The 13,954-nt window shown below is 74.0% G+C and carries 15 protein-coding genes; 3 read left to right on the top strand and 12 right to left on the bottom strand.

The genetic code is table 11. From position 1 onward, the window contains the following. Positions 1–121: 121 nt before the first annotated feature. A complete protein-coding gene (locus tag AB0H37_RS02670; RefSeq protein WP_360610905.1) occupies positions 122–1,507 on the bottom strand; it encodes an endo-1,4-beta-xylanase in 1,386 nt (461 codons plus the stop codon). Between the two features lie 432 nt (positions 1,508–1,939). Here AB0H37_RS02670 and AB0H37_RS02665 point away from each other — a divergent pair, with 432 nt between their 5' ends. The 3 genes from AB0H37_RS02665 to AB0H37_RS02655 are packed head-to-tail and all read left to right on the top strand — an operon-like array spanning position 1,940 to position 4,349. Further along, complete coding sequence (locus AB0H37_RS02665) at positions 1,940–2,950, top strand: patatin-like phospholipase family protein (protein ID WP_329086659.1); 1,011 nt, start codon at positions 1,940–1,942, stop codon at positions 2,948–2,950. A 45-nt stretch (positions 2,951–2,995) separates the two neighbouring features. Continuing rightward, positions 2,996–3,496, top strand: a complete 501-nt coding sequence (locus AB0H37_RS02660) for a helix-turn-helix domain-containing protein (protein WP_179837019.1) — start codon at positions 2,996–2,998, stop codon at positions 3,494–3,496. A 19-nt stretch (positions 3,497–3,515) separates the two neighbouring features. Then, the gene (locus tag AB0H37_RS02655) at positions 3,516–4,349 is read left to right on the top strand and encodes a M23 family metallopeptidase (protein WP_329086661.1); all 834 of its coding nucleotides are present in this window, start codon (positions 3,516–3,518) and stop codon (positions 4,347–4,349) included. Positions 4,350–4,360: 11 nt separating this feature from the next. On the opposite strand, the gene AB0H37_RS02650 is transcribed toward AB0H37_RS02655, so the two are convergent. The 11 genes from AB0H37_RS02650 to AB0H37_RS02600 all read right to left on the bottom strand — a co-directional run bounded on the left by AB0H37_RS02650 (position 4,361) and on the right by AB0H37_RS02600 (position 13,824). After that, positions 4,361–5,392: a M20/M25/M40 family metallo-hydrolase gene (locus AB0H37_RS02650; protein WP_329086663.1), complete on the bottom strand. Its 1,032-nt coding sequence runs from the start codon at positions 5,390–5,392 to the stop codon at positions 4,361–4,363. After that, positions 5,389–6,204: a [LysW]-aminoadipate kinase gene (locus AB0H37_RS02645; RefSeq protein WP_179837016.1), complete on the bottom strand. Its 816-nt coding sequence runs from the start codon at positions 6,202–6,204 to the stop codon at positions 5,389–5,391. The genes AB0H37_RS02650 and AB0H37_RS02645 overlap by 4 nt, the downstream gene beginning before the upstream one ends. Next, on the bottom strand, positions 6,204–7,217 hold the full coding sequence (argC, locus tag AB0H37_RS02640; protein ID WP_360610902.1) for an N-acetyl-gamma-glutamyl-phosphate reductase: 1,014 nt from the start codon (positions 7,215–7,217) through the stop codon (positions 6,204–6,206). The genes AB0H37_RS02645 and argC overlap by 1 nt, the downstream gene beginning before the upstream one ends. Continuing rightward, on the bottom strand, positions 7,214–8,089 hold the full coding sequence (lysX, locus tag AB0H37_RS02635) for a lysine biosynthesis protein LysX (protein WP_360610900.1): 876 nt from the start codon (positions 8,087–8,089) through the stop codon (positions 7,214–7,216). The genes argC and lysX overlap by 4 nt, the downstream gene beginning before the upstream one ends. Next, the gene (lysW, locus tag AB0H37_RS02630) at positions 8,086–8,253 is read right to left on the bottom strand and encodes a lysine biosynthesis protein LysW (RefSeq protein ID WP_141582295.1); all 168 of its coding nucleotides are present in this window, start codon (positions 8,251–8,253) and stop codon (positions 8,086–8,088) included. The genes lysX and lysW overlap by 4 nt, the downstream gene beginning before the upstream one ends. Continuing rightward, on the bottom strand, positions 8,228–9,244 hold the full coding sequence (locus tag AB0H37_RS02625; RefSeq protein ID WP_360610898.1) for a transketolase C-terminal domain-containing protein: 1,017 nt from the start codon (positions 9,242–9,244) through the stop codon (positions 8,228–8,230). The genes lysW and AB0H37_RS02625 overlap by 26 nt, the downstream gene beginning before the upstream one ends. Continuing rightward, entirely contained in the window at positions 9,241–10,083 is an 843-nt protein-coding gene (locus tag AB0H37_RS02620; protein WP_360610896.1) for a transketolase, read from the bottom strand. The genes AB0H37_RS02625 and AB0H37_RS02620 overlap by 4 nt, the downstream gene beginning before the upstream one ends. Next, the gene (locus AB0H37_RS02615) at positions 10,083–10,922 is read right to left on the bottom strand and encodes a family 3 encapsulin nanocompartment shell protein (protein ID WP_360610894.1); all 840 of its coding nucleotides are present in this window, start codon (positions 10,920–10,922) and stop codon (positions 10,083–10,085) included. The genes AB0H37_RS02620 and AB0H37_RS02615 overlap by 1 nt, the downstream gene beginning before the upstream one ends. Positions 10,923–10,939: 17 nt before the next feature. Then, entirely contained in the window at positions 10,940–11,713 is a 774-nt protein-coding gene (locus AB0H37_RS02610; protein ID WP_360610892.1) for an SDR family oxidoreductase, read from the bottom strand. 1 nt (position 11,714) lies between these two features. Continuing rightward, complete coding sequence (locus AB0H37_RS02605) at positions 11,715–12,602, bottom strand: sulfotransferase (protein ID WP_360610890.1); 888 nt, start codon at positions 12,600–12,602, stop codon at positions 11,715–11,717. A 184-nt stretch (positions 12,603–12,786) separates the two neighbouring features. Next, positions 12,787–13,824 (bottom strand): ketoacyl-ACP synthase III family protein, encoded by a 1,038-nt coding sequence (locus tag AB0H37_RS02600; protein WP_360610888.1) that lies wholly within the window; start codon positions 13,822–13,824, stop codon positions 12,787–12,789. Between the last annotated feature and the right edge of the window lie 130 nt (positions 13,825–13,954).

The raw sequence follows: 13,954 nt of genomic DNA, 5'->3' as shown, positions 1-13,954 counted from the left end.
GGGGGTGAGGTCGTCCGCGAACGCTCCGGCGGGGCGCGCTGGGAGAACGGCCGCGTGAGCCGTCCGGCACGGCGGCACGGGAGCCGGCGCCGTGCCGGACGACGGTCTTACAGAGCGGGCGTCAGGGACTGCTGCAGGTGAGGGCCGGGGGCGCCTGGTTGCCGCCCGGGGCGTTGACGGTGAACCCGAACGAGGCGGACGCGCCCGGCGCGAGGTCGGCGTTCCAGCCGACCGGCTTCACCGTGACGACGTTGCCGCTCGTGCTCGGGGTTCCGTTCCACAGGCCGCTGATCTGCTGGCCCGAGCCCATCGTCAGAACGGCCGTCCACGAGCTGACGCGGCTGGAGCCCGCCTTGACGGTCACCTGGCCGTTGAAGCCCGTGTCCCACTGCGCGGTGCGGGTGTAGGAGCAGGTGACGGCGCCGGGGTCGCCCGGGTCGCCGGGGTCGCCCGGGTCCGTGCCGCCCAGGGCTTCGAGGGACGCGTTGTAAGCGGGCTTCTTGCCGTAGTTGTCGTCGAACAGCAGCGCGGCGCCCTCACCGGGGAACACGTCGGGAATCCACGAGTACTTGTCGGTGATGCCCCAGACGGTGATGACGGTGCAGCGCGACACGGCGAGGCACGCGGAGACGACCTTCTTGTAGTCGTTCGCCTGGGTGGCGAGCTTGGAGCCGTCGGCGGGCGTGGACATGCGGATGTCCAGCTCGGTGATGTGGACGTCCACGCCCAGGTCGGCGAAGCGCTGCATGTTGGCCTGCATGTCGGACGGGACGTTCCCCAGCGTCAGGTGCGCCTGCAGTCCCACGCAGTCGATCGGGACGCCGCGCGCCCTGAAGTCCTTGACCATGGCGTAGACCGCATTGCTCTTCGCGTTCTGGCCGTCGATGTTGTAGTCGTTGTAGCAGAGCTTGGCGGCGGGGTCCGCCGTGCGCGCCGCCCGGAACGCCTCCTCGATGTAGCCGTCGCCGATGACGCGCTGGAACACCGAGTCGCGCCGCGCGCCGGAACCGTCCTGGAACGCCTCGTTGACCACGTCCCAGTAGGCGATCTTGCCCGCGAAGTGGCCGGCCTCCTTCGCGATGTGGTTGCGCATGGCGCTCAGCAGGTCGTCCCGGGACGAGATGCCGCCGGCCCAGCCCGGCAGCTGGTTGTGCCACACGAGGGTGTGCCCGCGGATCTTCATGCCCTGGGCCTGGGCGTGGCCGACGATCTGGTCGGCGGCGCCGAAGTTGAACGAGTTCCTGGACGGCTCGGTGGTGTCCCACTTCATCTCGTTCTCGGGCGTGAGCTGGTTGAACTCGCGGTCGAGCGTGGAGGCGTACGCCGATTCGCCCATGTGGGCCTGGGCGGCGGCGGTGCCGAAGACCCGGCCCTTGGCGGCGGCGGCCTCCTTGAGCGTGCCCGGGGCGGCCTCCTTGGTCGTGGCCAGAGCGGGAGGCGCGACGGCCACCGGCGCCGCCAGGAGCAGTGCGCCCGCGCTGAGCAGCGCGATGAATGCTCTCCTCATGGTCTCGTTCTCCTTGCAGGGGTGGGAGGATGAGGGGCTTCGAAAAGTTTCGATACTTTTCGGCAACCGACAGGAAAGTAACCCCGGGGGTCCCGAGCGTCAACCGGTTGTTTCCTGTTTTCAAAGGGCAGGCATGCATAGGGTGTGCCCTACCGCGGAACCGTCCTTCGAAATGTTTCGATGCCTCGGCCGTGGTCCGGTGTCCCACCCTCCCCGTGCGCCTGGTCGCTGATGGGTGTCGCGTCCGCGTCGCCGCCGCGCCGTTCAGAAAAGGGTGCGTAAAAATACCCGCCGCGGACCAGTGAAAGATTGATCGATAGGGCATCTCATAAGAGAGCGACGAAACGGATTCATTCGTAAGACGAGTGTTTTCTGTTTTCATCCGAAAAGTGATCCGTGGTGCCGTGGGGCGCCGCGGGGGAAGGGAGATCGATGGACTCTTCGGCAGTGCCGCGCGCCGACCTCGTGCTGGAGGGCGGCGGCGTGAAGGGCATCGCGCTGGTCGGCGCGATCGCCGAGACACAGGCGCGGGGGTACCGGCTCGGCGCGCCGGCCCGCGTCGCCGGGACGTCCGCCGGCGCGATCGTCGGAGCGCTGCTGGCGGCCGGGATGCCGGTCCCGGAGATGGTCGAGCTGATGCGCGGGCTCGACTACCGGTCGTTCCAGGACGGCTCGCGCTTCGCCGTCGTCCGGGGCCTGTCCCTGCTCACCACTCTCGGACTGCACAAGGGCGACGCCCTGCACGGGTGGATCTCGGCGCGCCTGAAGGAATGCGGCGTCGAGACGTTCGGGCAGCTGAAAATGCACGACCCCGATTCGGCGCTCCCGCCGCGGCACGCCTACAAACTCGTCGTCGTGGTCTCCGACATCAGCAGCGGGCGAATGGTCCGCCTGCCGTGGGACTACGAGCGGTACGGACTGGACCCCGACGAGCAGCCCGTCGCGGACGCGGTGCGCGCCTCGGCGTCCATCCCGGTGTTCTTCCGGCCGCGCCGCGTCCGCCGGAACGATGGTCGCGCATGCGTCCAGGTGGACGGCGGAATGCTCTCCAACTACCCGATCACCATCTTCGACCGGGAGGACCGCGAGCCCCGCTGGCCGACGTTCGGCGTGAAGCTGTCGGCCCGTCCCCTTCCCGGCGGCGTCTTCCCGCAGTGGCGCTCCGTCCGCGGCCCCGCCGGCTACGGCCGCGCACTCGTGACGACGATGGCGGAGGCGCACGACAGGGTGCAGATGGACGAGCCGGCCATCGTGGCCCGCACGATGTTCGCCCACACCGGCGGCGTCCTCGCCACCGACTTCGACCTCGACGCCGCCACCCGCGACCGTCTCTATGCGGCCGGTCGCGAGGCCGCGGCCCGCTTCCTGGACGACTGGGACCACCGCGCCTACCTGGCGCGCCACCGCACGTCCCGTCCCCTCGCGCGCCCGGCGACCGACTGAGCCGCGTGATTTGTCGAATCTACGTACTTACGTAATAGTGGAGCGGTGACAGAGGAGACGCTGGCGGAACGCGTCGCGCGCCTGGAGGAGCGCGTGACCGCGCTCGAAGGGACCCCGCCCGGCGCCGGACGCCCGGAACCGGCCGGCACGTTCTGGGCCCTGGACGCCCTGAAGGAGCGGGTCGCCGAGCCCGGCGCGGTGCTGTTCACCGGCTCGGTGACGCTCCCGTCCGGGGAGCACTACGAATGGCAGCAGGGGCACCCGACCGGCGACCTGCTGGCGGACGACTGGTCGCAGAACGCCGAGACGCTGTCGGCGCTCGCGCACCCCGTCCGGCTGCTGCTGCTCCGGGAGATCCTGCAGGGCGCGCGCACCGCCGCCGAGCTGGCCGCCCACGAGAGCCTCGGCACGACCGGGCAGCTCTACCACCACCTTCGCCAGCTGGTCGCGGCCGGGTGGCTGCGCACCACCGGGCGCGGGCGCTACAGCGTCCCCGGCGAACGGGTGGTGCCGATTCTCACCGTGCTGGCGGCCACCCGCCGCTGACCGACCCGATGGAGGGACGATGCCCAGGACACTCGCACGATTCAGGACTCTGTTCATCCTGCTTGGGCTGGTGCTGGCTCTCACCGCGCCCCTGCACGGCATCGACGTGCTCGCGTGGCTCGGGATGGCCCTCATCGTGGCCGGGTTCGTCGTGTTCTTCGTGCGCAGCGGTCCCTCGGACACCGAACCGGTCGCCCTGCGCAGCCCGGTCGAAGGACGCTGGGTGCCCGTCAACAGCCCCGCCGACAAGGTGCCCAGCCACGGAACCCACGAGCTGGGCCAGACCTACGCGATCGACCTGGTCCACGTCCCGGACGGCGGCTGGAGCGCCCTGCGGAGCCGGCCCCTCGCGGCGCGTCCGGACACGTTCCCCTCGTTCGGGCGGGACGTCCTCGCACCGGCCGACGGCGTCGTCGTCCAGGTGAGCGGGTGGCAGCGCGACCACTGGAGCCGGAACTCCTGGCCCGGCGTCGTCTACCTGATGGTCGAGGGGATGGTGTTCCGCCAGCTGCTGTCGCTCCTGACGCTGTCGGCGGGCAGGTTCGTCGTCGGCAACTCCGTCACCCTCGACCTCGGCGACGGCGTGTACGCGGTCTTCGCCCACCTGCGCCGCGGCTCGCCGCGCGTCTCCAAGGGCGACCGCGTCCGGGCCGGGGACGTCCTCGGCGAGGTCGGCAACTCCGGAAACTCCTCCGAGCCGCACCTGCACTTCCACCTCATGGACCGCCCGCGCCCGATGGCCGCCGCCGGCCTGCCGTTCGCGTTCCCCTACGAGAGCGGCGGCGAGACCCGGACCGGCGTCCCCGGCGGCCGTCACCCCTTCACCACCGCGGCCGGCGCCCCGGCCCGCTGAAGACGAGCCAGTCAGAGCGTGGTGGCCAGCTCGTCGAGGGCGGTGGTGAGCACGTCCACGCCCTTCAGGAACTCGGCGATCTCGATGTGCTCCTCGTCGGAGTGGTCCAGCGAGCTGTCGCCCGGCCCGTACGTCGCCATGGGCACGTCCCAGTGCGGCGCGACGGTGTTCATGTCGGAGGTGCCGGTCTTGAGGGTCGGCCGCGGCGTCCCGCCGTGCCGCCGGATCGCGGCCGACACCGCCCGGACCACCGGGTCGGTCCGCCCGCGGCGCACCGCCGGGACGTGCCGGACGACCGTGACCTCCCCGCCGTCCGCGCGGGCGCGCAGCCGCGCGGCCAGGGCCTCCGCGTCGTACCCGGGCGGGACGCGGCAGTCGACGTCGAGCCGCGCCTCGGTGAGGTCGCCGCGGACGCCGCGCAGGGTGGCGGCGGGCAGCCCGAACGCGCCGTGGTCGCGCTCGGGGCCGAGCGCCTCCAGCAGGTCGTGCCAGAACGCCACCGCGACCTCGGTGGCCTTGGCGGCGGGGTTGGTGGAGTGCGTCGCGGCGCGGGCCACCCGGTACTCGATGTCGATCTTGCCCTTGTAGCCGAGCACCACCCGCGACCAGCCGCTCGGCTCCCCGACCAGCAGCGCGTCCGGCGCGGGGACGGTGCGCGCCAGGTGCTCGCCGCCCCGCGACAGCCGCTCCTCCTCGACCGCGCCCACCACCCGCAGCGTGCCGGGGAACGAGGGCCGGGCCGCCGCCGCGCTGATCATCGCGGCGAGCGGCCCCTTGGCGTCGGCGGCGCCCCGGCCGACGAGGCGGCCGCCCTCGCGCCGCGCCGGCAGCGGCCGGTCGACGGTGTCGAGATGGCTGAGCAGCATCACCACCGGTCCCCGGCCGGTGCCGATGTCGCCGATCACGTTGCCGGCCTCGTCGCGTCCCGCGGCCATGCCGAGGTCGTTCATGACCTTCTCCAGGTACCGCGCCAGCTCGTCCTCCCGGCCGGACGGGGAGGGGATGGACAGCATGGCGTGCAGCAGGTCGACGGGGCCGCTCATATGATCTCCAGTGTCGTGCCGGCGCCGTCCAGGGCCGCGGTGACCGGGCGGGGGAGCCGCCCGTCGCCGATCGACACCCGGGGGACGCCCGCGAGCAGGGCCTCGCGGGAGGCGATGAGCTTGCGGTGCATGCCGCCGCTCGCCGCGTGGGGGACGGGGCCCTCGCGCGGAAGCGGGCAGCGGTCGAGCAGGGAGTCCTCGTCGGACGCGTCGCGCAGCACGCCCGGCGCCGCGGTCAGCAGGACCAGCCGTTCGGCGCGCAGCGCGCCCGCGACCGCCGCCGCGACCCGGTCGGCGTCCACGTTCACCGGCGCGCCGTCCTCGCCCAGCGCGGGCGGCGACACCACCGGGACGAACCCGGCCCCGACCAGCACGTTCAGTACCCGGGGCCGAACGCCGGTGAGCCGCCCGCTGTGGTCGTCCCGGACGATGACGGTGCGGCCGTCGCGCACGGTGCGCTGCGCGGGCTTGCGCCGCGCCCGCAGCAGCCCGCCGTCCAGCCCCGTCAGCCCCACGGCCGGGACGCCGTTCGCGGCCAGGGCGCGTAGCAGCCGCGGCTTGACCCGCCCGGCGAGCGCCAGCGTGAGCACCTCCAGCATGGCCGGATCGGTGTGCCGGCTGCTCACGCCGCTCGGTGACACGAGGGTGCGGGCGGGCACGCCGAGGTCCCCGGCGAGCCGGTCGACGTCGGCGGCGCCGCCGTGCACGAGGACGACCCGGCCCGCGAGCCCGGCGAGGTCCGCGCACACCGCCTCGGCGGGCACCGCGCCGCCGCACTTCACCACGACGATCCCCATCAGACCGGAGCCCATCAGACCGGGTGCAGGCCGGGGAACCCCAGGCCCAGGGTCTCGGGCTGGCCGGTGCGGATGTTCAGGCACTGCACCGCGGCGCCCGCCCCGCCCTTCACCAGGTTGTCCAGCGCGGCGATCGCGGTGATCCGGTCGCCGTCCACCGCGAAGCCGACGTCGCAGTAGTTGGAGCCGGACAGCAGCTTCGGATCGGGGAGCCGGTGCGTCCCCGAGCGGTGCGCGACGATCCGGACGAACGGCTCGCCGGCGTAGCGCTCGCGGTAGGCGCGGCGGACGGCCCGCTCGTCGACGGAGCCGGTGCCGGTGGCGTGGCAGACGACCTGCACTCCGCGCACGGCCTCGACCCCGGTGGCGGTCATCCTCGCGTTCAGCCCGGTCAGGCGCGCCACCTCCGCCTCGTGGCGGTGCCGCACCGGGGCGAACACCCGCAGCGCGCCGCTGCGCTCGGCGTGCAGGTTGGCGTCCCCGGCGAGCGCGCCCGACCCGCTCGACCCGGTGCGCGCGTCGACGTGCACGTCCGGGCCGATCAGCCCGGTCAGGGGGTGCAGGGCGAGGATCGCCGCGGCGGCCATGCACCCGGGCACGCTGATGAGGTCGGCCTCGGCCAGCTCCGCGCGGAACAGCTCGGGGACGCCGGGGACGAACGCGCCGAGCAGCTCGGCCGCGGTGTGCGGGACGCCGTAGTACCGCTCGTAGACGGCGGGGTCGGGGTCGCGGAAGTCCCCCGAGAGGTCGATGACCGTCTTGGCCCGTCCCCTCATCTCGGGCAGCAGGCCCATGGTGGCCTTGTGCGGGGTCGCCATCAGCAGCACGTCGCAGGCGTCGAGGTCGTCGGGGGCGCTGAACAGCAGGTCGGTCTGGGCCCTCAGGTTGGGGTGGACGGAGTCCACGCGGCGGCCGGGGAACCGGGTCGAGACCGCGTGCGCGACCTCCGTCCCCGGATGGCCGATGAGCAGCCGCAGCAGCTCGCCGCCGAGGTAGCCGGCGGCGCCCATGACGGCGGCCCGGATCACGCCGCCTCCAGCACGTGGGAGACGATCGCGTCCGCGACGTCCACGTCCTCGCCGTGCGCGTCCTGGAACCCGCGGAACTCGACGTTGTGGTTGACCTCCAGGACGAGCGGCCCCTGCGGCCCCTCGATCAGGTCGACGCCCAGGATCCCGCCGCCCACGGCCCGCGCGGCCCGCAGAGCCGGCTCGACCAGCTCGGGCGTGAGCGGGCAGGGCTCGGAGCGCGCGCCCCGGGCGGTGTTGGTGCGCCAGCCGTCCGCGTAGCGGTACGTCGCGCCCACGACCGTGTCCCCGGCCACGATCACCCGGATGTCGCGTCCCGGTTTGTCGACGAGTTCCTGCAGGTAGACGATGTGCTGGAGCGGTGAGGGCAGGGCGGCCCGGTGCTCCAGGACGGTCTGCGCCGCGTCCCGGTCGCGCACCGCCGCCGCGAGCCGTCCCCACGATCCCGTCAGCGGTTTGATCACCAGGGGGAAGCCCAGCCGCTCGGCGGCCGCGGCGCCCTCGTCGGGGGTGAGCGCGACCGCCGTGCGCGGCGCCGGGACGCCGGCGCGCTCCAGCTCCAGCGAGGTGCGCAGCTTGTCGCCGCAGACGGCGATCACCTCCGACCGGTTGACCGTCGGCACCCCGCGCGCCTCCAGGATCATCGACGCGTAGAGGCCGCGGCTGTGGGAGATCTCCCGGTTCAGCGCCGCCGCGTAGAGCGGGCCGTCCGCGTCCGCCGACCGGCCGCCCGGCGCCGTCCCGCCGCCCAGTTCGGCGCTGAACCGGCGGGTGTCCACGTGCGCGTACGGCACCCCGCGGCGCTCCAGCGCGGCGAAGATGCGCTTCTCCTCGTACCGCACCCGGGAGGCCAGCACGGCCACCGGCCTCACTCGCCCCAGTCCTCCTCGATCTCGGGGGCGAGCGCGAGGGTCACCGGCTCCAGGCCGACCACCTCCAGCTCGCTGGAGCAGTCGGCGCACTGCGCGATCTCGCTGAGCCGGACCGGCTCGGCGAGCTGGACCGGGCCCTCACACTCGGGACAGGTCTGGGTCATGGTTGCCACCTCCATGGGTTCCGCTGGTCAGGTTCAGCGCCGCGGCGACGACCGCGTCCGCCGTGATGCCGTACCGGTCGAGCAGGTCCTCCTGGCCGCCCGCGCGCTCGGCGAACGTGTCGGGCATGCCGACGCGCGCCACCCGGGCGGGCGCGTGCTCGGCGAGGGTCTCGGCGACGGCGCCGCCGAGGCCGCCCGAGCGCCAGTGCTCCTCGACGGTGACGACGCCCGCGGTGCCCTCGGCCGCCGCGACCACGGCCGCGGCGTCGAGCGGGCGCAGCGTGTGCAGGTTGAGGACGGCGGCCCGCACGCCCCGCCCGGCGAGCCGGTCGGCGGCGTGGGCCGCGGCCAGCACCGGATGCGGTCCGCAGGCGATGAGCGCCACGTCCCCGCCGCGCCGCAGCCACTGCGCCCGGCCGATCTCGAAGGGGCCGCCCCCGGGAGCCGCGCCGTCCAGGCCGGGGGTGGCCGACCGGCCGAGCCGGATGTAGACGGGGCCGGGCAGCGCCGCGCTCTGCCGGACGGCCTCGCCCGCCTGCCCCGCGTCGCCCGGGACGACCACGGTGAAGCCGGGCAGCGCCCGCATGACGGCCAGGTCCTCCAGCGCGTGGTGGGTCGGGCCGAGGTGCCCGGCGGCCAGCCCGCCGTGGGTGGCGACGATGCGGACGGGCAGCGCGTTGTACGCGATGTCGATCTTGATGGCCTCCAGTGCCCGGGTCGCGGCGAAGGTCGCCATCGTCGTGACGTACGGGACGTTCCCGCTGGCGGCCAGGCCCGCGGCCGTGCCCATGAGGTTGTGCTCGGCGATGCCGAGGTTGAGGTAGCGGCCGGGGACCTCGGCGAAGGCGGCCGCATCGAACAGCCCGGTGTCGCTGTCCAGGCAGTACAGCCGGTCGTCGGCGCGCATCAGCTCCGGCAGCAGGTCGCGGTACACCTCCCGCGCGGAGCGCGGCCGGGACGTCTCGTGGGGGGCGGGGCGGTCGGCCGTCATGAGACGGCCCTCCTGCGCCGGGCCCGGAGCACGGCCAGGGACCGCTCGGCCTGGCGGCCGCTCAGCTTGGCGTAGTGGCTGCGCGTCTTCGCCTCCAGCGACGGCAGGCCGCGCCCCTTGACCGTGCGGGCGATGACCGCCACCGGAGGCCCCTCCCCGGTCACGCCGGGGGCGAGCGCCTCCCGCAGCGCGCCGAAGTCGTGGCCGTCCACCTCGCGCACCGTCCAGCCGAAGCTGCGCCAGCGGTCCGCCAGCGGCTCCAGTCCGATCGCGTCCTCGGTGGGGCCGGTGATCTGAAGGCGGTTGCGGTCGACGACGGCCGTGAGGTTGCCGAGGCGGAGGGCGGCCGAGGCCATGGCCGCCTCCCAGACCGCGCCCTCCTGCAGCTCGCCGTCCCCGAGGACGGCGAAGCAGCGGCGGCCCTGGTCGGCGACCGCGAACCCGTTGGCGAGCGCGAGCCCGTGCCCGAGCGATCCGGTGGGCATCTCCACCCCGGGCACCGCGCGGACCGGATGGCCCATCAGCCTGCTGCCCGGCCGGGAGTACTCCGCCAGCTCCGCGACGGGGAAGAAGCCCCGCTCGGCCAGCACCGCGTACAGGCACATCGCGCCGTGCCCCTTGCTGAGGAGGAAGATGTCACGCTCCACCGCGGCGGGACGGCGCGGATCGACCCGCATCACCTCGAAGTACAGCAGGGTGAGGATCTCCACCAGCGACATCGACCCGCCGAGGTGGCCGCCCTCCGGCCCGGCGCACATCCGCACGATGTGCTCGCGGACCCGGTGGGCGACCGCCGGCAGGTCCGCCGCCGGCGGACCGGCCGGTGCCGGCGCGCCCATCAGCGCCCGCCGGGAAGCGAGGTGAGCACGAAATGGCCGGGCAGGTGGACGGCGAGCCCCTCGCGGATCTCGGCCACCAGCGCGTCCCCGTCCAGCCGGATCGTCGAGGACCTGCGGTCCAGCAGCGTCGCCGCGGCGGTGAAGTCGCCGACCAGGGCCATGCCCGCGGGCACCATGCGGGTCCGGCTGACCTTGACGCCCTGCACGGCGAGCCGTTCCAGGAACGCGCCGTCCCCCACGAGCGGCCACCAGTCGTCGGGGTGCATGACGATCCCGTCCGCCGACCCGCCGTACCACTCGCACAGCGCCGCCGTCGCCAGCAGCGTCCGGGCCGCCGACCCGCCGTCCGCCGGGTCGGCGGGACGCCGCCGTAACCCGGGGACGCGCAGCAGGCCCTGAATCGGTCCCGTTCCGTTGAGCAGGACGTCGTTCTCCGCCGTGCCGAGCCGCACCAGCAGGCGGTAGTCGACGAACGCGGCGAGCGCGGCGGGGTCGGCGAGGATCTCCTTGGGCACCGGCACCGAGGCCCGCACGACCTGCGTCCGGACGGTCGCGGAGCCCACCTCGAACTCCCACTCGGGGGCGGCGTCGTCCGGCGAGGTGTTCTCGGCCCGCTCGGTGAAGACGGTGACCTCGTCGGCGTCCACGACGGCCTTGCGGAGCAGGTGCCGGACGGTGAGGCGCGGACGGCGCCTGGCCGGCGGGAACAGGTCGCTGATGGAGGCGCGCAGCCCGACCGCCGCGTCCGGGCCGTGCCGCGCGTGGGCGAGCGCGAACTCCTCGCCCGGGCTGCGCCGGGTCAGCTCGGGATCGTCCAGCATCATGCGCACGTCGGACATGGGCACATCGGACATGGTCAGACCCCCAGGGAACGGCCGCCGTCGACGACCTGGACGGTGCCGGTCACGAAGCTCGCGCGGGCGCTCAGCAGGAACACCCCGGCCGCCGCGACCTCCTCCGGACGGGCGACCCGGCCGAGCGGGATGCCCGCCTCCCGCGCGACGCGGGCGGTCTCGGCCTCGGGCTCGCCGGTGATGCCGGACAGCAGCGCGTCCGTCGCGGTGTACCCGGGCGCGAGGACGTTGACGGTGACGTCCCCGGGGCCGAGCTCGTGCACGAGGGTCTTGGCGTAGCCGACCAGCCCGGTCCGCACGATCCCCGACAGCGCGAACGCGGGGATGAGGTCGCGGATCGTCTCGCTGGTGACCATCAGCACCCGGCCCCAGCCGGCCTCCCGCAGGTGCGGGAGCGCCGCCTGCACGAGCCCGATGTGGGAGACCATCCCGAGGTCGAGCGCGGCGCGGTAGTCGTCCGGGCCGAACGCCCCGGTCGGCCCGGCGGGCGGCCCGCCCGCGTTGGTGACCATGATGTGGACGGCGCCGTGCTCGGCCGCGGCGTCGTCCACCCAGGCCCGCGCCGCCGCGGTGTCGCGCACGTCCAGCGCGCGGGTCCCGACCTCCGCGCCGAGGTCCGCGAGGATCCCGTCGCGGGCCTTGGCCAGCCGGCCGGGGTCGCGGCCCGCGATCGACACCGTGGCGCCCTCGCGCACCAGGTCGCGGGCGATCGCGAGCCCGATGCCCGCCGACCCGCCCGCGACCAGGGCCACCTTGCCGTTCAGTCCGAGGTCCACGTCACACCCTCTTCTCGTAGCCGTACCGGTGCAGCAGCGGGAGCGCCATGAGCGTGGTCGCGGAACGCTGGGGGCGCGGGAGCGCGGCGTGCCACCTGCGGTCCTCCTCGATCCGGGTCCGGCCGCGGCCGAAGCGGTCGGGGTTGCCGGTGACCGTGTGGTTGCCGCCGAACTCGACCGTCCCGTCGGCGTCGACGGGGTTCGGCCCCTCGTGCCCGAGCAGGTCGAGGATGGTGCCGACGGCGGCGCGGGGGCTGCGCACCAGGGCCTCGTAGCGCATGTGCAGCGAGCGGTCCCGGTGCGCGCGGCCGACCGCCTCGGCCGCCAGGTTGAAGCCGGTCCAGTGCCAGGTGCTGTTCAGCGCGGAGCGGCGGCCCGTGTACGCCTTGGGCCGCAGCCACGACCAGGCGACCGCGCGGGGATCGCGGATCAGGTGGACGTAACGGCCCTCGACGCCCGGCAGGGACGCCAGCAGCGCGGCGTCCGAGGCGAACTTGGAGCTGTCGACGATGACGCGCGCCCCCGAGACCCGTGCGATGGCGCGGTAGGTGGCGGCGAGCGCGTCCGGCCACCCGTTGCGCGGCGGGTCGCGCAGCACCCGCCAGGTGTGCCGGGTCCGGTAGGCCTCCTGCCAGGCGACGACCTCGGCGGCGTGCCGTTCGAGGGACGTCCCGGGCGGGCGGACCTCCTCCAGCACCTCGGACCAGAACGGGCATTCGCGGTGGCCGAGCCCGCAGCCGCACCTGCCGTTGCTGCCCGTTCCGAGGACCCCGTTCAGCCAGAGAAAACGCAGTTCGCCGACGTGCACGATGCCCGGGGCCTCGGCGAGGACGTTGCCCAGCATGGTGCTGCCGCTGCGACACCAACCGGTGATGTAAAGCACCTTCATTGGCAAACTGCGACCCTCCGGGGTGTACCGGCACAAGCTGGTCGGGAACATAAAAACATGATCTTCCGTAAAGTGGAACCGTCACGCGAGGAACAGGATTGATTCGTCTTTTTGTGACTTCATGACATAACAGAGGGCGGTCGTGATGGCGGGGGCGACCAGCGCTCCGCAATATCGGCGGCCGTCAGCCGTCCCAGCCGGGACGCTCGCTGATCTCCACGGCGGCGCACGTCCAGGCGAACCCGGCGCCGATCCCGACCAGCAGCACCCGGTCGCCCGGCCCCACCCGCCCGGTCTCGACCAGATGGGTCAGGCCGGTGAGCTGGTCGGCCGCGCCGACGTGGCCGGTGCGGCGGCCCCAGTCCCAGGTGGTGCGCTCCACGTCCAGGCCGAGCGGCTCGGCGTACCGGGTGCGCAGTACGTGCAGGCCGACGTTGGGGAAGGCGAAGCGGGAGACGTCGGCGAGCTTCAGCCCGGCCTCGTCCAGCGTCCGTCCGACGGCCTCGCTCAGACCGGCGGTGGTCCGCTCCGCCAGGCTCCCCACCAGTTGCCTCGCGTGCGCGGCGAAGGCGGCGCGGCGGGCGCGCACGTCCACCCGGCGGCCGGGCGCCGCGGCGAACGGCTCGTCGCCGCGGTACATGCCCTCCAGCGCGGTGTCGACGACCGTCGAGACGGCCAGCAGCCGGGCGAAGCCCTCCCGGGCCAGCACCGCCGCCGCCGCGCCGTCCCCGTAGACGATGCCGCGCACGTCCCCGCGCCACCGGTCGAACCCGGGGTCGGTGAACCGGTCCGCGGTCGTGACCAGGGCGGACGCGCGGGAGGCGTCGGCGGCCAGGTAGGAGGCGGCCAGTTCCAGCGCGCCGAGGGCGCCCGCGCACATCTGCTGGACGTCCAGCGCGGGCGCGCGCCGGCCGTCGTCGCCGAGGACCTCGCGGTGCACGTACGAGGCGGTCGGCCAGTAGTCGACCCCCTGGAACCAGGCCGACGCGTGCAGCAGGAGCGCGACGCCGGACGGCGGGAGCCCGGACCGGTCCAGCGCGAGGCGCGCCGCCGCGGCCGCCATCTCCGGCGGGGCTTCGTCGGTGGCGACGGCGACGGAGGCGTACGCGTCGGCCTTCCGGTCGTCGGCGTCGTAGCGGCCGCCGTCCACCGCCCCGTCCACCTCCACGGCCTCGGGAAGCCGGTGGGCGAGCCCGGCGAGGAACAGACCGTCGCAGCGCATGTGCGGACCTCCGAGAGGGTGACGGCAAACAAATCACACATTATGTTGATCTTCTTTGCGGGGCGAGAGCCGTTTCCGGTGGCGGAGGGAGATCGCAGTGGGCGACGGACGGCACTCGGTGCCGCTACCC

The organism is Actinomadura sp. NPDC023710 (assembly GCF_040639875.1).
In the GTDB taxonomy this organism is placed as follows: Bacteria; Actinomycetota; Actinomycetes; order Streptosporangiales; family Streptosporangiaceae; genus Spirillospora; species Spirillospora citrea.
Note: the sequence above shows the minus strand (reverse complement) of the source record. Positions and strands in the feature narration are given on the sequence as shown.